This is a genomic window from Janthinobacterium sp. BHSEK (assembly GCF_056174685.1).
On record NZ_JBWBYV010000007.1, the window covers coordinates 52,422 to 71,640 of the forward strand.

Sequence of the window (19,219 nt, forward strand, 5' to 3'; positions counted from 1 at the left end):
GGCGCATGCACTGCGCCAGATCAAGACAGCTTCTAAAACCACGTCTCCACTTGCAGGCCGAACGAGGTGCCGCTGGTGGCGTTGCCGTACACGGGCCCCGATTCATTGGCCTTGTTGACGGCGGCCGTGGCGGCGTCGTTCCATTTGCCGTAGGTGACGAAGGCGCGCAACTCGGGACGCGACCAGTAACCCTTGCCCGCCGTCAGGGTGGGCGCGAAGGTCAGCTTGGTCAGGCGCTGCGCGGCGCCGCCCGTGGGCGAGGTCACGCGGTCCGTGCCCAGCTCGAACTGCAGCTTGAAGTTGTCGTTGACGGCATACACGGGGCGCACGCCCAGGGTGGTCCAGGTCGAGCTGCCGCCCGAGACGTTGGACTTGTCGCGCTGGACGATGGCCACCATTTCCGCGCTCCATTCGGGCGTCGGCTGTATCCACAGCGAATTGAAGATGCGCAGGCGCGTGACGTCGCTGCCGTTGCGGATCGAACCCGTGGTGCCCATGCGGTCGCAGCACTGGCCGCCGGCGCCCGTGCCCGGCCCCACGCCGTACTGGATGCCGAAGGTGTTGGCGCCGCCCCACACTTTATCCTGCTTGTGCAGCACGGTCGCCTGCCAGCCGCCGTGCGAGGTGCTGTCCTTCTTGTCGGGCGTGATGAGGGTGGTCAGCACTTCCAGCGTGCCATCCTGATTGACGGGAATGCCCTGGTAGACGAGATTTTGCCGGATGGCCGAGTTGCCGGGCTTGTCGTTATCCTTGAAGAAACCATAGCTGATGCGGCCCGGTCCCAGCTTGTACTGGTCGATGCCGCCGCCAGTGCCGTTCATATTGATATATTGCAAGTCGAGCATGTGGATGTCGGGACGCATGTAGTAGCGCTTGCCGATCCAGGCCGTGCCGCCGTTGAGCGTGGGTATGTTTTTCGCTTCCACGTACATCTTCGACATGCTCAGGTCCGCATCGCTGACGGCGGAGCTGGGCGTGTAGGCTGCCACCATGACGTGGCCGACGAAGCTGACGCCGTTGGGCGACCTGGCCATTTCTTTCTGGTATTCGAATTCGCCATAGGTGTCGCATTCGTTGCCGAGCCGGTAGCGCATGGTGTTGCCGCCCAGGCCGTAGCAGCTTTGCGGGCCGCGGCTGTCCGTGCTCGAACCGAGGCCGGCGCGGAAGTAGCCGTGGTATTCGCCTTCGGCATCGCTGGCGTGGGCGGCGCCGCAGGCCAGCAGCATGGTGCAGGCGAGGGCCAGCGAGGTCTTGATCGGGTGTTGCATGAAATCTCCTTGTCGTTATTAAAATGCGTGCTTGGGCACGTCGTATACCGGATCGCTGCCGATCCAATCGGGGGGCTGCCTGGGCGGAAGGCTCAGGCGGCCAATATCTGTTTCGATGAAATCAGGTTGCCGGGCTGGCGCCGCGTGCGCGCCACGCCTTGCGCGTCGAACAGGTGGAAGGCGCTGCTGGCGGCCGAGACCGTGAACGGCTGGCCCAGCGGCACGCGGTTGTTGCCGTCGCCGCGTATCACCAGTTCCTGGCCGTTGTCCAGCGCCAGGTAGATGAAGTTGGCTTCGCCCAGGTGTTCCACCAGGCTGACGACGCCCTGGAAGCGGGCGCCGCCATCGCCGTTTTCCAGGATGTGTTCGGCGCGCAGGCCCACCGTGACGGCATCGCCCGCATGCAGGCCGGCCGGATCGACGAGGGCCGTGATTTCCTGGCCGCTGGCCAGGGCCACACGCACGCCATCGTCCTGCGCGGCGATGACTTGTCCTTCGAAGAAATTCATCATGGGCGCGCCGATGAAGCCGGCCACGAAGCGGTTGGCCGGCTGCTGGTACAGCTCGAGCGGCGTGCCCGCCTGCTGGATATGGCCGCCATGCATGACGACGATCTTGTCGCCCAGGGTCATCGCCTCGACCTGGTCGTGCGTCACATACACGATGGTGGCGTTCAGCTGGCGGTGCAGCTTGGCGATTTCCAGCCGCGTCTGCACGCGCAGGGCCGCGTCGAGGTTTGACAGCGGCTCGTCGAACAGGAACAGCTGCGGCTCGCGCACGATGGCGCGACCGATGGCCACGCGCTGGCGCTGGCCGCCCGACAGTTCGCGCGGCAGGCGCTCGAGCAGGTGGTCGATCTTCAGGATGGCGGCCGCGTGGCGCACGCGCCGGGCGATGTCGTCCTTGCCGGCGCCGGCGATCTTCAGGCCGAAGGCCATGTTGCGGAACACGCTCATGTGCGGATACAGCGCATAGCTCTGGAAGACCATGGCGATGCCCCGCTCGGCGGGCGGCAGGTCGTTGACGACCTTGCCGCCGATGGAGAGGGTGCCGTGCGAAATGCTTTCCAGGCCGCACAGCATGCGCAGCAAGGTCGACTTGCCGCAGCCGGAAGGGCCCACCAGCACGACGAATTCGCCGTCGCGGATGTCGAGGTCGATGCCGGCCAGCACATTGTGGCGGCCATCGTAGGATTTGGTCAGTTGTTGCAGGCTTACATGGGCCATGGTGCACCTATTATTTGACCGCGCCGGACGTCAGGCCGCGGATCAGTTGACGAGAGAAAATGACGTACATGACGAGCACGGGAATGACGGCCAGCGACAGCGCCGCCAGCACGGAGTTCCAGTCGGTCACGTATTGCCCGATGAATTGCTGCACGCCCAGGGTGACGGTCTTGGTGCGGTCCGATGGCGCCAGGATCAGCGGGAACCACAGGTCGTTCCAGGCGGGAATCATGGTGAACACGGCTACCGTGGCGATGGCGGGGCGGATCAGGGGCAGGATCACCTGGAAGAAGATGGCGAATTCGCCCACGCCGTCGCAGCGCGCCGCATCCTTCAGTTCGCGCGGCACCTGGCGCACGAATTCGGACAGGATCATCACGGCCAGCGGCAAGCCCTGCGCCGTGTACACGAGCACCAGCGCCGTCAGGGTATTGATCAGGTCGAGCCGCACCACCAGTTCCAGGATGGAGACCGTGCCCAGGCGGATGGGGATCATGATGCCCAGCGCCAGGTACAGGGTCAGCAGGCGGTTGCCCGTAAACGTGTATTCGGACAGGGCCCAGGCCGCCATGGCGCCGAACAGCACGATCAGCAGCAGCGACAGCAGGGTGACGAACAGGCTGTTGCCGAAGTACAGCAGGAAGTCCGAATTGGCCAGCACCTTGTGAAAGCCCACGAGGGAAAAGGTGGCGGGCGTGGGCAGGGCCAGCGGATTGTCGAAGATGGCGGCCCGCGTCTTGACCGAGTTGATCAGGATCAAGACGATGGGGAACAGGGCGATCAGGGTGTAGCCGGCCAGGATCACGTGCACGGCGGCGCGGCCCAGGGGGCGGGTGGAAACGTTGCGCATGGCGGCCCTTACAGTTCGTAGCGTGTCAGCTTGCGCTGCACGAAAAAGAAATACACGCCCACGCCCGCGAGGATGACGAGGAACATCATGGTGGCCACGGCCGCGCCCATGGTGGGACTGCCCAGCTGGGCCTGGTAGCCGAAGAAGGTGCGGTAGAAGAAGGTGCCGAGGATGTCGGTGGCGTAGTTCGGTCCCGCCAGCGCGCCTTTCACGGAATACACGAGGTCGAAGGCATTGAAGTTGGCGACAAACGTCAGGATGGTCACCAGCCCCAGGGTGGGCCAGATCAGCGGCAGCTTGATTTGCCAGAAGATGCGCATGGCGCCGGCCCCTTCCGCGTGGGCCGCCTCGATGATTTCCTCGGGCACGGCCAGCAGGGCCGCATAGATCAGCATCATGGGAATGCCGATGTATTGCCAAACAGAAATGAGCGCGATGGTCAGCAGGGCCGTCGATTCCTGGCCCAGCCATGGCGCGAAGTAGCTGCCGATGCCCACGCCATCCATCAGCGACTGGCCCACGCCCCACAGCGGCGACAGGATCAGCTGCCAGATGAAGCCGATGATCACCACGGACAATAATGTGGGCAGGAAGATCAGGGTGCGGTAGCTGCGCTCGCCCTTCAAGCCCTTGAGGCTGAAGAGGGTGGCCAGCAGCAGGCCGATGGGATTTTGCAGCAGCATGTGGATGAGAAAAAACTTGCAGTTGTTCCACATCGCATTCCAGAAACTTTGCGACCACTGCGGGTCGAACAGGATGGTGGCGTAGTTGGCCAGGCCGGCAAAATGGTGCTGGCCGCCCTCATCGGTCGTGTACAGGCCCAGGCGCAGGGTATCGGCCAGCGGCAAGGCGCTGAACAGCGAGTAGATGACCAGCGCCGGGGCCAGGAACACGAGCACGTGCCATGGGAAAGCTTTTTTCACGGCGAAACTCCAGACGAAGAAAAGCACCGGCGGCGGGGCCGCCGGCAAAACCGTGCCACCGGCTGCCGCATCGCATTGCTCAGGCCGGTTGCGCGGGGAGGATGGGGGGATTTATTGCTGCTGCGGCTTGTACCACTTGGCAAAGCCGGACTGGATCTGGCGCGCCGCGTCTTTCGGTGCCAGCTTGCCGTTCAACACCTGGGCGTTGACGTTCCACAGTTCGTTTTCCATGCTCGGTTCGCCACGGTTGAGGATTTGCGCGTTCAGACGAATGGTCGAGGCGCAACTGGCGCGCCAGCCGTTCATCTGCTTGGCCAGCGGATCCTTGATGGAAATCAAATGGTTCGACAGCGAGAAGAAGCCCGTCACCTTGTTGGTGTAGATGTCGGCGAATTCCTGCGAACCGAGCCAGGCGAGGAATTTGTAGGCGTCTTCCTTGTTCTTCGACTTCTTGTTGACGCTCATGCCGATGTCCGTGTGGTCGGAGATATAGCACTTGTCGCCCGCCTTGCGCACGGGCGGGTTGAAGGCGCCCAGCTCCAGCTCAGGGTCCTGCTTGAAGTAGGCGATGTCCCAGGAGCCGGACGGGTAGATGGCGGCCTTGCCCAGCGCGAACTGGTTCTGGCTGTCGCCATAGGTTTGCGCGCTGGCGCCCTTGGACAGATAGCTGCCCAGCCGGGCCTCATATTCCCAGGCGGCGACGAATTGCGGGTCGGTAAATTTGGCCTTGCCCGCGATCAGCGCCTTGCGGCCCTCTTCACCCTTCCAGTAATTGGCGCCGATGCTGGTGAAGACCACCTGGTTGGCTTCCCACTGGTCGGCCGTGCCCAGCGCCAGCGGCGCATATTTGCCGCTCTTCCTGACCGTTTCCAGTACCTTGAAGAATTCCTCTTCCGTGGCCGGCGGCTGCAGTTTCAGTTCGCGGAAGATTTTCTTGTTGTACAGAAAACCATGCATGACGGAGGCGATCGGCATGCAGAAGGTGTCCTTGCCATCGTCCGTCTGCCACGCCACCTTGGCCGAGGCGGGGAAGTTGTCCATGCCGGCCTTGCCGTCGAGCTTTTCCAGCTGGCCCCGCTTGTACAGGGCCAGCGAGACGTCGAACGGGCGGCAAGCGAGCAAGTCGCCGGCCGTGCCGCCGCTCAGGCGCGCGTTCAGGGTGGAATCGTATTCGGTGGGGGCGGTGGGCGAGAACTTGATCTCGATGCCCGGATGTTTTTTCTGGAAGGCGGGGATGAGCACCGTTTCCCACAGGGTCTTGTCGTCCACGCGCCAGCTTTCGATGGTCAGCGTGCCCGCCTGTGCCGTGCCGCTGGCCAGCAGCAGTGCCAGCAATGTGTTGCGCGCGGCCACGCCGCCTTGTGCATGCAATCGCATGATGTCTCCTTGTTGGTGTTGGTCTTGTTTGACTGCCTGTTACGCTGCAGTTGGCGGACAGTAGCATCGGGGAAAATGTGACGCCAGCTCCCGGCATTGCGCTGGCGATCGCCCCTTATCTTGTTGATTTCAAAGGATAATATTGAAATGCGCAGGTGCGCTTGCTTACCTTTCCTTACCGTCATCCGCTGCCATGGCGCGCCGCGCGGGGCGTCAGGCGGCAGCGGTGGTTTAGCCGCCGCGCAAGATCGGGCAACAAAAGCTCACGTTTCTTTACAAATCAGGTGACTAAATTACCAACCTGCTGTTTTGTAGTTGGGCTATAGTTTGTCGCGACAAGAACAAGGGGACAGCATTGAAGACGCCACCGCGCAGCACCGCCGACCGCCATGCCGGGGCCGCCCGCCGTCGCGGCGTGGCGGCACTGGCACTGCTATCACTGATGTGGACCGGCGTGCCAGTGCGGGCCGAGCCGCTGCAAGTGCTGCACTGGTGGACCTCGACCGGCGAGCGCCGCGCGGCCGACGTGCTGGTGGCGCGCCTGGCGCAGGAAGGCGTCGAGTGGCGCGACGCGGGCATCGCGGGCGGCGCCGGCGTCGGCGCGGGCAAGGTGCTGAAGAGCCGCGTGCTGGCCGGCAATTCGCCGGAAGTCATGCAGCTGATCGGCTATACCCTGGGTGAGTGGAGCGACCTGGGCCTGCTGCTGCAGCTCGACAGCGTTGCCGCCAGCAACAACTGGCGCGCAACCATGTATCCGACCGTGTGGGGCCTGCTGCAGAACCGCGGCCATACGATGGGCGTGCCGGCCGGCATCCACCGCATCAATACGCTGTTTTACAACCGCAAGATTTTCCAGCGCCTGGGCCTGGCCGTGCCGCGCAGCTGGAGCGACTTCGAGCGCGTGGCCGCCACGCTGCGCCAGGCCGGCATCACGCCGCTGGCGCAAAGCAGCGAGGCGTGGCAAGTGGCCACCCTGTTCGAGACGCTGGTGCTGGCCGAATCGGGGCCTGCCTACTACCGGGCCCTGTTTGTCGACAAGAAAGCCGAGGCGTATGCGGACCCCCGCCTGCGGCACGCCTTGCAGCGCTTGAGGTCGCTCAAGCAATGGATGGCGGCGCCGCTGCGCGAACAGGGCTGGCCCGAGATGGCGCGCCAGGTCGGTGATGGCGAGGCGGCCATGTATATCATGGGCGACTGGGCGAAGGGCGAGCTGAACGCCTGGGGCCGCGCCACGGACGAGGTCTTCGGCTGCGCCGCCGCGCCCGACACGGGCGAATATCACCTGTACAGCATCGATACGCTGGCCATGTTCGCTTCGGACTACACGCACCAGGGCGCGCAGGAAAAGCTGGCGCAGGTGGTCGCTTCGCCGTCCGTGCAGCTCGAGTACAGCCAGGTAAAGGGCTCGATTCCCGCCTTGCGCCAGGCCGACCTGTCGCGCCTGGACAGCTGTGGGCGCGCCTCGGCGCAGGCGTTCGCGCGCGGCGCCGCCTTCCAGGCGCCCAGCCTCGTGCACCGCATGGCCACCGATGAAACCAGCAAGGACGCCATCATCGCCGAGGTGCACCGCTATTTCCTGGACGAGACGATCAGCGCGGCCGACGCCCAGCGCCGCATCGGCAGCATGTTGCAGGCGCTGAATAAAAAAGGACGAGACCATGTCACGCAAAATCCTGGTCGTTGACGACGATCAAAAGACCCGCATGCTGCTGAAGGCCTACCTGGAAAAGAACCAGTACGAGGTGGGACTGGCGCACGATGGCGCCACCTTCCTGGCCGAATTCCATCGCCACGTCGATAGCCTGTCGCTGGTGATCCTCGACGTGATGCTGCCCGACACGGACGGCTTTGCCCTGTGCAAGGTGGTGCGCGCCCGCTCGAACGTGCCCATCATCATGCTGACGGCCAGCTCCGACGAGACGGACAGGGTGGTGGGCCTGGAGCTGGGCGCCGACGATTACATCGCCAAGCCCTACAGTCCGCGTGAATTGCTGGCGCGCATCAAGGCCATCCACCGCCGCACGGGCATCGACGCGGCCGCGCCGCCCCGCTTTTACCGCTTCGTGGGGTTCACGCTCGACACGCTGGAACGCACGGTGACGGATGCCGATGGCGAGGCGCTGCAGCTGACGGGCCTCGATTTCCAGCTGCTGCGCTACTTTGTCGAACATCCGGGCGATATCCTCGACCGCAGCGTGCTGTGCGAACAGACGCGGGGGCGCGACGCGGGGCCGCTCGACCGCTCGCTCGACGTGCAGGTGAGCCGGCTGCGCCTGCGCCTGAAGGATGATGGCAAGCAACCCGTGCTGATCAAGACGGTGCGCGGTGCCGGTTATGTGTTTTCGGCCGACGTGAGCAGTGCGCATGCCTGAGCGGGGCGCGCGCCGTCTGCTCGAGCGCCTGCTGCCGCCATCGCTGCTGGGCCGCCTGTCCGTCGTGATGGTGGCCGGTGTGCTGGCCACGCAACTGGTGGGTAACCTGATCTGGGCCGCGCAGCTGCGCCGCGACTCGGCGGTGGAGGCGCGCATGGCGTCGCAGCACCTGGCCCGCAGCGCCGCCAGCACCATCCGTTTCTTCCTCAGCCTGCCGGCCAACTACCGCCCCATCCTGATTCAGCAATTTCGCGAGATGGGCGGCACGCGCTTCTTTGTCAACGTCAACCAGGGGCCGCTGGCCATTCGCGAAATCGCACCGCACGCGCTGGCCGATACGGTGGTGGCCACGGTGGGCGCGGCGCTGAAGAGCGACTTGCCGCAGCTGGCCGGCTACCGCGTGGGCTTCGCCTGGCCGAGCGACCTGGTGGTGGCCGACAGCGGTGCGCACATCGGCGACTTGCCGGAAAACTGGGTCCAGCATATCTTGCTGCTGAAACCGAATCCCGCGCCCGTCCTCGTGATCCAGGCCGAGCTGGAGCCGGGCAACTGGCTGTACCTGGCGGCACTGATGCCCAACCCGTATTTCTTGCAAAGCAGTAATCCGTGGACCCTGGACCGGGTGCTGCTGCAGGCATTGTCGCTGGCGGCCGTGCTGCTGCTGTCCATCCTCGTCGTGCGCTGGACCACGCGGCCGCTGGCGGCCCTGTCGGATGCGGCCGAAGCGTTTGGCCGCGGCGAGACGCCGCCGCCCCTGCCGCAGACGGGCAGCCGCGAGTTCGTGCAGACGGCGCGCGCTTTCAGCGGCATGCGCGAACGTATCCAGCGCTATCTGGAAGACCGCGAACGGCTGTTCGTCTCGATTTCGCACGACTTGCGCACGCCCATCACGCGTTTGAAACTGCGCACGGAACTGCTCGACGACGATGTGCAGCGCAATGAATTCCACGACGACCTCGACGAGCTGGACATGATGGTCAAGGGGGCGCTGCAATGCGTGAAGGATAGCGACATCCATGAAAACGCCACCGAGGTGCGCCTGGACCCTTTGCTGCAGCGCATGGTGCGCGGGACCCAGCTGGCTGGCCACGAGGTGCATTACGCGGAGACGGGCCTGAGCGTGAAGGCCAAGCCCCTGGCCCTGAAGCGCGCCATCGGGAATCTGCTCGACAATGCCCTGTTTTATGGCAAGACGGCCCACCTGTCGGCGTGCCGTGAAGGAGGGCATATCGTCATCCGCATCCGCGACGACGGCCCCGGCGTGGCCGAAGAGGCGTTCGCCAGCCTGTTCCAGCCGTATGTGCGCCTGGAGCATGGCCGCGAGCAGAATGCGCATGGCATGGGGCTGGGGCTCGGCATTGCGCGCAGCATCGTCCAGGCCCACGGCGGCGAGCTGACCCTGGCCAACCACCGCGACGGCGGCCTGGAAGCGACCATCCGCCTGCCGGCCCAGTGAGGCGCCGGCGGCAGCGTCAGGCCAGCAGCGCGCTGGGCACGCGGGGCGAGGACATCAGGTCGAGGAAGGCGGCCCAATGGGCGGCACGCGTCGCGCCCTGGCGCTCGACATAGGCTTTCGCCATGTCCTGGCCCAGGTTGTAATTGATGACGTACGCGCCCATGGCATCGTAGAACTGCAGGCGCTGCGCGGATTTTTCGGCTGGATACAGGCGCACGTTGACCAGCCATTCCAGCGCTTCTTCGCGCGTGATGCCGCCTTCGAGGTACTGGCGCGCGATGTCGTTGTCGGCGTAGCCGAGTTTCGCCAGCAGCTGGTTCAGTTGCGCGTAGCGGGGCGCCAGCTTTGGCTCGAGGCCGGCCAGCGGGTACAGCACCTGCTGTTCGAAGTCCAGCCGTTCTTCATCCGTGAAACTCAGTTCGATGCCGTAATTGGCCGTGCCTTCGGCGATCAAGGATTGCGGCGAATACAGGGGATAGATGCAGTATTCCATCCAGCCCTTGCCGCGCACCAGGTCGCGTTCCAGCAGCACGTTGTAGACGTGGTGGCCCGGATACGCTTCGTGGCAACCGAGGTCGACGGCGCGATCGATATACACGGGCAAGTCCGTATTGATCTGGATCACGCTCTGGTAGTTGCCCTTGTACCAGTTGTAGCCGCTCCAGGGCTTGTCGGTGACGAATTCCAATATAAAATCTTCGCCTTCGGGCAGGGCGATGTACTGCAAGGTGCGCTCGCGGCCCGCGCGGATGGCCGCCTCCATGACGGCGCGCAGCTTGTCGGCGGGAATGACGAGTTGCGCGCGCAAGGCATTCACGCGTGCGCTGACCGTGCCGCCGCCGGGCAGCAGGGCGTCGATCTGCGCCACCAGTGCTTGGTAGTACGCGCGGCTGTGATGGGGCGAGACGGCGTCGTACAGGCGCGCGCTTTCCGTATCGAAATCGAGGCGCGATCCCTGCAGCATGTCCGCCTTGGCCAGCACGGCCTGCAATTGCTTGCGCAGGTTGACTGCGCGTAAGGAGGCGTCACCAGCCAGCAGGGCCAGTGCATCCTGCGCGGCAGCCTGGATATCGCTCAGACCCTGTTGCCGCTCTGCCGCTTCCTGTTGCCAGGCGGGCGGGCCGTAATAGGCGTCCACGTACGAGGCATCGTGCTGGCCCATGGCCAGGACCAGCTTGACGTAGCGTTCGGCCACGTCGGCAAGGGGAGGGGAGTTGCTGTCGTTGTTCGTCATGGCGGCAGGGTTTTTCGCGGTTGGGCAGCGCCTATTGTATAGCGCAATGGCATGCGCGTGAGGCGTGTACGCGTCACATCATTTCTCTACAGTAACTGGGGAAACGCATCTTGATATACATCAGTGATCCCGGCATTCGGCCCCTGCGTCATGCGGTTTCGCCGCAAGATGGCGTGGTCTTCTTTTTTATGCAACCACGTGACTTTCTCCTTGATCTTCCTTCGTTTATGGACGAATATGGTGGTCGAGATCCGGCACTATCTGACGTCATCGGGCAGGGATTTATACACGGAATGGCTGAAACGCCAGCGCGATACTACGGCCAGGGTGGCCATAGCCCGGCGCGTGCTGCGTATGATTCCCGGCAATTTTGGCGACCACAAGTTCTGCCATGACGGCGTGTGGGAGTTACGGATCGATGTGGGAGCCGGTTACCGTATCTATTACGCCATTGCCGGGGAGCAGATCATTTTATTGCTGTGCGGAGGCGACAAGCGCACGCAGCCGAAAGATATCGAATACGCTTGTGCCTGCTGGCACGACTGGAAGGAGAGAGGACATGAAAGAGGAACTAAGCAAACCACCGAGAGACCGCTCGCATGACGAGGCGATGGCTGAACTGTACCGCGACGATCCCGAACTCGCCCTCGAATTGATCAACAATATCCTCGTCGATGGCGACCATGGCGAACTGCTGGCCGTGCTGCGCCAGCTGACGCGCGCCTTTGGCGGCGTGCCCGCTGTGGCGCAGGCGGCCAAGCTCAATCCTACCCAGCTGTACCGCACCCTGTCGCCCGATGGCAATCCCTCGCTGAGCACCTTGACGGCCATCCTCGATGCCATGGGCTTGCGGCTGGCCGTGGAACCCAAACAGCCCGAACGTCCATTTCCCGCGCCGGCCGCCTGAGTCCACCGCGTGCGCTTAAAACTCCACGGGCCGGGCCTCGCGCATGGCTTGCGTCATGGCCAGGCCGATGCGCGTCGCTTCCGTCGCGTCGTGCAAGGTCAATGACAAGGTGCGCCGGCCCAGTGCCGCATCCGTGAACTCCTGCGCCTCGATCAGGAAGGCGTCGGCGAAGCGGGCATAGAAGTCCGGCGTACACTCGTTGCGCACGCCGTGCGCATCCGAAATTTCCACGCGGTTCAGGCGCGGATTGCTGCCCACAGCCAGGCGGCCGCCCGTGCCGAACACTTCCGTCAGGGTCTCGTGGCCATGCGCCATGGTGCGCGACGCCATGAAGCTGGCCATGCTGCCGTCGCTGAACTCGACCGTCGCCAGGCCGTTGTCGACGTCGCCGAAGGCCTGCAAGCCCGTGTGGATGGCGTTGGTGCCGCTCGCATACACGCGCTTGGGCACGGGATTGCCCAGCAGCCAGCGCGCCAGGTCGATATCGTGCACGCTGCAATCGAGGAAGATGCCGCCGCTGGTGGGGGCGAAGCGCATGAAGGCGCCGCTGGGGTCGTTCTGGTCGCAGGTTTGCGAACGCACCAGATACGGCTTGCCGATGCGTCCTAGTGCGATCTTTTGCTGGGCGTCATGATAGCTGGCGTCGAAACGCCGCACGAAGCCGATCATGATGGTCAGCTGCGGGTGGCGCGCCGCTTCCGCTTCCACCTTCAGGCAGTCGGCCAGCTCCAGCGATAGCGGTTTTTCGCAAAACACATGCTTGCCGGCGCGCAAGGCGGCGATGATCTGGTCCGCATGCAGCGAGGTGGGCGTGACGAGGAAGACGGCGTCCAGGCCCGGGTGGCCCAGCAGCGCATCGTAATCGGCATAGCCGGTAGTGATACCGAGCTGGCTGGCGGCCCAGTCCAGCTCGGCCGGCACGGGGCTGCAGGCGGCCACCACTTGCGCGTTCGGCACGCGCTGCGCCAGGTTGATGGCATGGCGCTGGCCCAGCCTGCCCAGGCCGACGATGCCGACTTTTAATGTTGGGGATGACATGTGGTCTCCAGATAGCTTTATTATTGGTTTATACAGTGACCACGCGCTGTTCGCGCCACGACAGTGTCGCCGCCTCGGCCAGTTCCAGTGCCTTCAAGCCATCGTGGACGGTGGTGCGCAGCGGCGTGCCGTGGGTGAGGGCGTCAAAGAAATGCGCCATTTCCTGCGCGTAAGCATGGCGATAACGTTCCAGGAAGAAATCTTCCGGCTTGTCCACGCTGACGTTCACCGAGCCATAGGCCGTCACTTCCGTCGGCTTGTGGTTGCCCGCCTGCAGCATGCCGGCGCTGCCCAGCACTTCGAAGCGCTGGTCGTAGCCGTAGGCGGCGCGGCGCGAGGCATTGATCTGGCACAAACGTCCCTTGGCCGTGCGGATGGTGACGACGGCCGTATCGAGGTCGCCCGCCGCGCCGATGGCCGGATCGACGAGGCAGCTGCCCGTGGCGTGCACGCTGACGGCTTCATCGTCGAGTATCCAGCGGAAGATGTCGAAATCGTGGATCAGCATATCCTTGAAGATGCCGCCCGAGACCTTGATGTAGCTGACGGGCGGTGGGCCCGGATCGCGGCTGGTGACGACCAGCAATTCCGGCGTGCCGATTTCGCCCGCTTCGATGCGTGTCTTGACGGCATTGAAGGTGGGGTCGTAGCGGCGCTGGAAACCCAGCATGCACAGCACCTTGGCTTCCTTGACGGCGGCGGCGCAGGCGCGTGCCCGGTCGAGGGTCAGATCGACGGGTTTTTCGCAAAAGATGGCCTTGCCGGCGGCGGCCGAGCGCAGGATCAGGTCCGCGTGGGTGTCCGTGCTCGAGGCGATGACGACGGCCTTGATGGCCGGGTCGGCCAGCGCCGCTTCCACGGTGGCGCTGCTGCCGCCATGCAGGCCAGCCAGCGCGGCCGCCGCTTCCTGGTTGACGTCGACCACGTACTTGAACTGTACGCCGGGCTGGGCAGCCAGGTTGGCCGCGTGGATTTTGCCGATGCGTCCGGCGCCGAACAACGCTACTTCAATCATCATGTTCTCCTGGGGTGTGGATTTCTTCGATGTCGAGCTCTAATTTGTATGCCAGCGCGATGAACAGCGCCTGGCACAGGCAGATGGTGCTGGTCAGCGAGCGGAAGGCGAAGGCACTGCCCTCGGTGACGGTGAGCAGCGCGTCGGCGGCCCGCGCGAGCGGGGCCAGCTTGCTGTCGGTAATCACGAGGACCTTGGCGCCCTTGTCCTGCGCCGCCTTGATGCACTGCTGGGTTTCCTTGCCGTAAGGCGAGAAACTGATGGCGATCGCCACATCGCGTTCGCGCACGCTGCGCATCTGTTCGCGGTGCATGCCGCCCAGTCCGCTGATCAGGTGCACGCGCTTGTCCGTGTGTTCCAGCGCGTAGGCGATGTAGGAGGCGATCGGAAAGGACCGGCGCACGCCGATCACATAGATGTTTTCAGCCTTGAGCAGCAGGTTGACGGCCGCTTCCAGTTGCACGTCGTCGAGCCCGGCGGCCAGATCGTCGAGGCCGGCGCGGCTGGCGCCGACGAATTCGCGCGTCAGGTCGCCCGCGCTGAGGGCCGCGTCGCGCGTGGAAATGAGCTTGCGGATGCGCTGCTGGTAGTCGGGCGTGGCGCCGGCCTGGTCCGTGTACGCCTGGCGGAACACATCTTGCATTTCGGAAAAGCCCGTGTAGCCGAAGCGCTGCGCGAAACGCACGATGGCCGACGGCTGCACGTCGCAGGCGGCGGCGATGTCGCTGATGCGCTCGAGCATCAGGCTGGCGCGGTGCTTTTCGATGTATTGCGCGATGACTTTCAACTGGCGCGACAGGTTGTCGTACTCGGCGGCAATGTGCTGCATCAGCTGTTCGATGGGGGCGGTGGCTGCCATGATTTTTTTCCTCGGTGTGCTTGCTGGGCCGCGATGACGTATCAATTCCGTGCGGCTGGTTCTGGCGAGAATTATAGGAGGGAATCCTGAAAATAGAAACGAATTTCTATTTAAATTTATTTTGAAAATTTTATTGCATTTGTCTTTTTTGTGGCCTAAGCTGTGCGCAGTGCATCGGTTCGCGTGCCGCAAGGCCAGGCCGGTGACACCCTTCATAAAAGCTCGCAACTATAAAAATTAATCCGTCTAGGAGACATTCATGCATAGCAATAAAAGCAAGGGTTTGATGAAGTGCCTGGCCATCGCCAGCCTGGGCCTGAGCCTGGGATTGAGCACGGGCGCCAGCCATGCTGCCGGCGAGAAATTCGTCATGGTCAGCCATGCACCGGACTCCGATTCCTGGTGGAACACCATCAAGAACGCCATCAAGCAAGCGGGCGAGGACTTCAATGTGTCCGTCGACTACCGCAATCCGCCGAATGGCGACCTGGCCGACATGGCGCGCCTGATCGAGCAATCGGCCGCGCGCAATTACGATGGCTTGATTGCCGACATCGCCGACTTCAGCGTGCTGCAAAAGCCGCTGGGCACGGTCGTGGCGAAGAAAATCATGCTCGTGACCATCAATTCGGGCACCCTGGCGCAAAGCGAACAGTTGAAAGCCATCATGCACGTGGGCCAGCCCGAGTATGACGCGGGCCTGGGCGCCGGCAAGCGGGCCAAGGAAGCGGGCATCAAATCGTTCGTGTGCGTGAATCACTATGCGATGAATGCATCGTCGTTCGAACGCTGCCGCGGTTTTGCCGATGCGCTCGGCGTCGATTTCAAAGCGTCCACGCTCGACACCAATGGCGTCGACCCTGGCGTGATCGAGAGCAAGGTCAGCGCCTATCTGCGCAGCAATCCGAAGACCCAGGCCGTGCTGGCGCTGGGACCGGATTCGGCGCCGGCCGCCATGCGCGCCGTCGAGAAGCTGGGCCTGAAAGGCAAGATGTACTTCGCCAGCTTCGACTTGTCGGAAGAAATCGCCAAGGGCATCAAGGATGGCAGCATCCAGTTCGCCATCGACCAGCAGCCCTACCTGCAAGGCTACATTCCCGTCGCCGTGATGGCCATCATGAAACAGCAAAAAATCACGGACCTGGCCAAGGTCAAGGAAATCCTGATCGCCAATCCGAAATACCAGGCGCGCCTGGCGGAATACGGCCTGACGCCCATCTACGGCCCGCGCCACATCAGCTCCGGCCCCGGTTTCGTGACCAAGGAAAACATCGCCAAGGTCGAAAAGTACGCCGGCCAATACCGCTAAGCCACCCAGTCGCCACCAGGAGTTGCCCAGCGCCGCACCGCCTCCCGCGGGCGGCGCATGGGAGCAACACGCCTGGCGCCAGCGATGCTGGCAGGAAAGTAATCGGAATTGGTAACAAGTATCACTGAAAGGACTTCGTATGACTGCGCTCAAATCCAGCCTGGCTAGCCCCGGCAAGTATCCTCCTCCGCCTCCCGGCGCCTCCAGCAAGCCAGTTGCCGCCGCCGACGAGCGCGTGGGCACGACCAGCTGGGTCAAACGGTTTTTTGGCCGCCCCGAGTTCGCCTCGATCTCCGGCGCGGTGCTCGTGTTTGCCTTCTTCGTCATCACGGCCGGCGATTCCGGCATGTTCAACCTCGATGGCGTCGTCAACTGGATGCAAGTGGCGTCCTACCTGGGCATCATCGCCATCGGCGCCTGCCTGTTGATGATCGCCGGTGAATTCGACTTGTCGATCGGCTCCATGATCGGCTTTGCCGGCATGATGATCGCCATCCCGACGATTTATTTCCACTGGCCATTGTGGGCCGCGATCCTGTTCGCCTTCGCCGGTTCCATGGCGCTGGGCTGGCTCAACGGCTACATCGTCATCAAGACGCGCTTGCCATCGTTCATCGTCACCCTGGCATTCCTGTTCATCCTGCGCGGCCTGACCCTGGCCCTGTCGATCATGTTCGCCAACCGCACCATCGTCAGCGGCGTGGGCGATCTGGCGGCGCAGGACTGGCTGGCCAGCCTGCTGTTCCACGGCAACGTCGCCACCGGCCTGTTCCAGTGGCTGGGCGCGCATGGCTGGATCGCCGTGCTCGACGACGGCTCGCCGCTGGTGAAAGGCGTGCCGAAAGTCATCGCCTGGTGGCTGGTGCTGGCCGCCGGCGCCGCATTCGTCTTGTCGCGTACCCGCTTCGGCAACTGGATGTTTGCCGTCGGCGGCGACGCCAACGCGGCCAAGAATGTAGGCGTGCCGGTGCGCAAGGTGAAAATTTCGCTGTTCGTCTTCACGGCCTTCTGCGCCTGCCTGTTTGCCACCTTGCAAGTATGCGACGTGGGTTCGGCCGCCGCCGACCGGGGCATGCAAAAGGAATTCGAAGCCATCATCGCGGCCGTCATCGGCGGCGCCTTGCTGACGGGCGGCTACGGTTCCGTCGTCGGCGCCTGCTTCGGCGCGCTGATCTTCGGTGTGGTGCAGATCGGCATCACTTATACCAACATCAATTCGGACTGGTTCCGCGTATTCCTCGGCGTGATGCTGCTGATCGCGGTGCTGTTCAATAACTTTGTACGCTCACGCGTGACGGAAGCGAGATAAATCATGAGCGAATATATTCTTGCCCTGGAAAATGTCAGCAAGCGCTTCGGCTCCGTGCTGGCCTTGCAAAACATCACCATGCGGTTGCGCGAGGGGGAGGTTCATTGTTTGCTGGGCGACAACGGCGCCGGCAAGTCGACTTTGATCAAGACCCTGGCCGGCGTGCACAAGCCCACCGATGGGCAATACCTGGTCGATGGCAAGCCCGTCGTCTTCAATTCGCCCAGCGAAGCGCTGGACATGGGCGTGGCCACCGTCTACCAGGATCTGGCGCTGGTGCCGCTGCTGTCCGTGGCGCGCAATTTCTTCATGGGCCGCGAGCCGATGAAAAAGCTGCTGGGCCTGGTTCCCGTGATGGATATCGACTATGCGGCCGACACGGCGCGCGACAAGCTGGCCGATATGGGCATCATGGTGCGCGACCCGCACCAGGCCATCGGCACCATGTCGGGCGGCGAAAAGCAGTGCCTGGCCATCGCCCGCGCCATCCACTTCGGCGCCCGCGTGCTGATCCTCGATGAACCGACGGCCGCCCTGGGCGTGAAACAATCGTTCAATGTACTGAAACTGATTTACAAGGCGCGCGAGCGGGGCATTTCCGTGATTTTTATTACGCATAATGTGCACCATGCGTATCCGGTGGGCGACTCATTCACGTTGTTGAACCGGGGCAAGTCGCTGGGCACCTTCACCAAGGAGACGGTGAGCAAGGATGCCTTGCTGGACATGATGGCGGGCGGCGCGGAAATGCAAACGCTGATGAGTGAACTCGACGGTGTCACGATTTAAGGATAGCCATGAATAATTCCACACAATTTGCCCAGGGTAGGGCGCTGGACGTGATCTGCCTGGGCCGCCTGGCGGTGGACCTGTACGCCCAGCAGATCGGCAGCCCCCTGGAAGACGCGACCAGCTTTGCCAAATACCTGGGCGGCTCGTCGGCGAATATCGCCTTCGGCACGGCCCGGCTGGGCTTGAAGTCCGCCATGCTGTCGAAGGTGGGCGACGATCACATGGGGCGTTTCCTCACCGACACCTTGTCGAAAGAGGGGTGCGACGTCAGCCATGTGGGCATCGACCGCGACCGCCTGACGGCCCTGGTGATGCTGGGCATCAAGGATAAAAACACGTTTCCATTGATTTTTTACCGTGAAAATTGCGCCGACATGGCCATCGACGCATCGTCGGTGGATGCGGCTTTCATTGCGTCGAGCAAGGCTTTGCTTATTACCGGCACGCATTTTTCCACGGCCGCCATGCACGCCGTCAGCATGCAGGCATTGCAGCTGGCGCGCGCCAATAATGTGCGCACCGTGCTCGACATCGATTACCGGCCCGTGCTGTGGGGCTTGTCCGGCAAGGCGGACGGCGAAACGCGTTTCGTCTCGAACGAAGGCGTCACGCGCCACCTGCAGGCGATCCTGCCGCAGTTCGACCTGATCGTCGGCACGGAAGAGGAATTCATGATCGCCGGCGGCGGCTTTGATATCATGGCGTCCCTGCGCGCCGTGCGGGCCGCCACCCTGGCCACCCTCGTCGTCAAGCGCGGGCCGCTGGGCAGCGCCATCATCGACAACGTGGTGCCGGCCAGTTTGGATGACGCGTATAACTACCGCGGCGTGCGCGTGGAAGTCTTGAACGTGCTCGGCGCGGGCGACGCTTTCCTGTCGGGCTTCCTGAAGGGCTGGCTGCGCGGCGAGGATTACGAGGCGTGCTGCCGCTATGCGAACGGCTGCGGCGCCCTGGTCGTGTCGCGCCACGGCTGCGCACCGGCCATGCCGTCGCCCGTCGAGCTCGACTATTTCCTCGCCAATGCGGCCAAACTGACGCAGCCGGACCAGGACGCCACCTTGTCGCGCCTGCATCGCACGACGGTGGCGCGCCCGCAGTGGAACGAGCTGTGCGTGTTCGCGTTCGACCACCGTACGCAATTCTTTGAGCTGGCGCAACAAACCGGCGCGCCCGAAGCGGCCATTGCGGCCTTGAAGCAATTGATGGTGCAAGCCGTGGCGCAGACGGAAACGGCCTTGCAACTGGCCGGCAAGACGGGCGTGCTGATCGATGGCCGCTATGGCG

At 63.5% G+C, this 19,219-nt stretch carries 18 protein-coding genes; 9 read left to right on the forward strand and 9 right to left on the reverse strand.

The features are described 5' to 3' along the window. Positions 1-32 precede the first annotated feature (32 nt). The 5 genes from AC0V2Y_RS03310 to AC0V2Y_RS03330 form a co-directional block, all read right to left on the reverse strand. The gene (locus tag AC0V2Y_RS03310) at positions 33-1,268 is read right to left on the reverse strand and encodes a carbohydrate porin (protein ID WP_475416893.1); all 1,236 of its coding nucleotides are present in this window, start codon (positions 1,266-1,268) and stop codon (positions 33-35) included. Between the two features lie 92 nt (positions 1,269-1,360). Continuing rightward, positions 1,361-2,494, reverse strand: coding sequence for an ABC transporter ATP-binding protein (locus tag AC0V2Y_RS03315; protein ID WP_475416892.1), 1,134 nt, complete (start codon positions 2,492-2,494; stop codon positions 1,361-1,363). Positions 2,495-2,504: 10 nt separating this feature from the next. After that, positions 2,505-3,344, reverse strand: a complete 840-nt coding sequence (locus AC0V2Y_RS03320) for a carbohydrate ABC transporter permease (protein ID WP_070218105.1) — start codon at positions 3,342-3,344, stop codon at positions 2,505-2,507. Positions 3,345-3,352: 8 nt separating this feature from the next. After that, entirely contained in the window at positions 3,353-4,267 is a 915-nt protein-coding gene (locus AC0V2Y_RS03325) for a carbohydrate ABC transporter permease (RefSeq protein WP_475416891.1), read from the reverse strand. Between the two features lie 111 nt (positions 4,268-4,378). Beyond that, complete coding sequence (locus tag AC0V2Y_RS03330) at positions 4,379-5,644, reverse strand: ABC transporter substrate-binding protein (RefSeq protein ID WP_475416890.1); 1,266 nt, start codon at positions 5,642-5,644, stop codon at positions 4,379-4,381. 355 nt (positions 5,645-5,999) lie between these two features. On the opposite strand from AC0V2Y_RS03330, the gene AC0V2Y_RS03335 reads away from it, so the two are divergent. The 3 genes from AC0V2Y_RS03335 to AC0V2Y_RS03345 are packed head-to-tail and all read left to right on the forward strand — an operon-like array spanning position 6,000 to position 9,472. Further along, positions 6,000-7,328 carry an ABC transporter substrate-binding protein gene (locus tag AC0V2Y_RS03335; RefSeq protein WP_475416889.1) on the forward strand — a complete coding sequence of 443 codons (1,329 nt, stop codon included), beginning with the start codon at positions 6,000-6,002 and terminating at the stop codon, positions 7,326-7,328. Continuing rightward, the gene (locus tag AC0V2Y_RS03340; RefSeq protein ID WP_475416888.1) at positions 7,303-8,016 is read left to right on the forward strand and encodes a response regulator; all 714 of its coding nucleotides are present in this window, start codon (positions 7,303-7,305) and stop codon (positions 8,014-8,016) included. The genes AC0V2Y_RS03335 and AC0V2Y_RS03340 overlap by 26 nt, the downstream gene beginning before the upstream one ends. Then, positions 8,009-9,472 carry an ATP-binding protein gene (locus tag AC0V2Y_RS03345; protein WP_475416887.1) on the forward strand — a complete coding sequence of 488 codons (1,464 nt, stop codon included), beginning with the start codon at positions 8,009-8,011 and terminating at the stop codon, positions 9,470-9,472. Before AC0V2Y_RS03340 ends, AC0V2Y_RS03345 begins: the two co-directional genes overlap by 8 nt. Positions 9,473-9,488: 16 nt before the next feature. Here the strand turns inward: AC0V2Y_RS03345 and AC0V2Y_RS03350 are convergent, their stop codons facing one another. Next, complete coding sequence (locus tag AC0V2Y_RS03350) at positions 9,489-10,706, reverse strand: hypothetical protein (protein ID WP_475416886.1); 1,218 nt, start codon at positions 10,704-10,706, stop codon at positions 9,489-9,491. Between the two features lie 237 nt (positions 10,707-10,943). On the opposite strand from AC0V2Y_RS03350, the gene AC0V2Y_RS03355 reads away from it, so the two are divergent. Next, entirely contained in the window at positions 10,944-11,309 is a 366-nt protein-coding gene (locus tag AC0V2Y_RS03355; RefSeq protein WP_475416885.1) for a type II toxin-antitoxin system RelE/ParE family toxin, read from the forward strand. Further along, entirely contained in the window at positions 11,266-11,613 is a 348-nt protein-coding gene (locus AC0V2Y_RS03360; RefSeq protein ID WP_475416884.1) for a helix-turn-helix domain-containing transcriptional regulator, read from the forward strand. The genes AC0V2Y_RS03355 and AC0V2Y_RS03360 overlap by 44 nt, the downstream gene beginning before the upstream one ends. 15 nt (positions 11,614-11,628) lie before the next feature. Here AC0V2Y_RS03360 and AC0V2Y_RS03365 read toward each other — a convergent pair whose 3' ends face one another. The 3 genes from AC0V2Y_RS03365 to AC0V2Y_RS03375 are packed head-to-tail and all read right to left on the reverse strand — an operon-like array spanning position 11,629 to position 14,525. After that, positions 11,629-12,651, reverse strand: coding sequence for a Gfo/Idh/MocA family oxidoreductase (locus tag AC0V2Y_RS03365; RefSeq protein WP_475416883.1), 1,023 nt, complete (start codon positions 12,649-12,651; stop codon positions 11,629-11,631). 28 nt (positions 12,652-12,679) lie between these two features. Continuing rightward, positions 12,680-13,666, reverse strand: coding sequence for an inositol 2-dehydrogenase (gene iolG / locus AC0V2Y_RS03370; protein ID WP_475416935.1), 987 nt, complete (start codon positions 13,664-13,666; stop codon positions 12,680-12,682). Beyond that, positions 13,659-14,525 (reverse strand): MurR/RpiR family transcriptional regulator, encoded by an 867-nt coding sequence (locus tag AC0V2Y_RS03375; RefSeq protein WP_326457795.1) that lies wholly within the window; start codon positions 14,523-14,525, stop codon positions 13,659-13,661. The genes iolG and AC0V2Y_RS03375 overlap by 8 nt, the downstream gene beginning before the upstream one ends. A 259-nt stretch (positions 14,526-14,784) precedes the next feature. Between AC0V2Y_RS03375 and AC0V2Y_RS03380 the strand changes: the two genes are divergently transcribed. The 4 genes from AC0V2Y_RS03380 to AC0V2Y_RS03395 form a co-directional block, all read left to right on the forward strand. After that, positions 14,785-15,834, forward strand: coding sequence for a sugar ABC transporter substrate-binding protein (locus tag AC0V2Y_RS03380; RefSeq protein WP_070218091.1), 1,050 nt, complete (start codon positions 14,785-14,787; stop codon positions 15,832-15,834). 139 nt (positions 15,835-15,973) lie between these two features. Beyond that, positions 15,974-17,143 (forward strand): ABC transporter permease, encoded by a 1,170-nt coding sequence (locus tag AC0V2Y_RS03385; RefSeq protein WP_475416882.1) that lies wholly within the window; start codon positions 15,974-15,976, stop codon positions 17,141-17,143. A gap of 3 nt (positions 17,144-17,146) precedes the next feature. Beyond that, positions 17,147-17,932 carry an ATP-binding cassette domain-containing protein gene (locus tag AC0V2Y_RS03390; RefSeq protein ID WP_475416881.1) on the forward strand — a complete coding sequence of 262 codons (786 nt, stop codon included), beginning with the start codon at positions 17,147-17,149 and terminating at the stop codon, positions 17,930-17,932. Between the two features lie 8 nt (positions 17,933-17,940). After that, a partial coding sequence (locus AC0V2Y_RS03395; RefSeq protein ID WP_475416880.1) for a bifunctional 5-dehydro-2-deoxygluconokinase/5-dehydro-2-deoxyphosphogluconate aldolase occupies positions 17,941-19,219 on the forward strand: 1,279 nt, incomplete at its 3' end.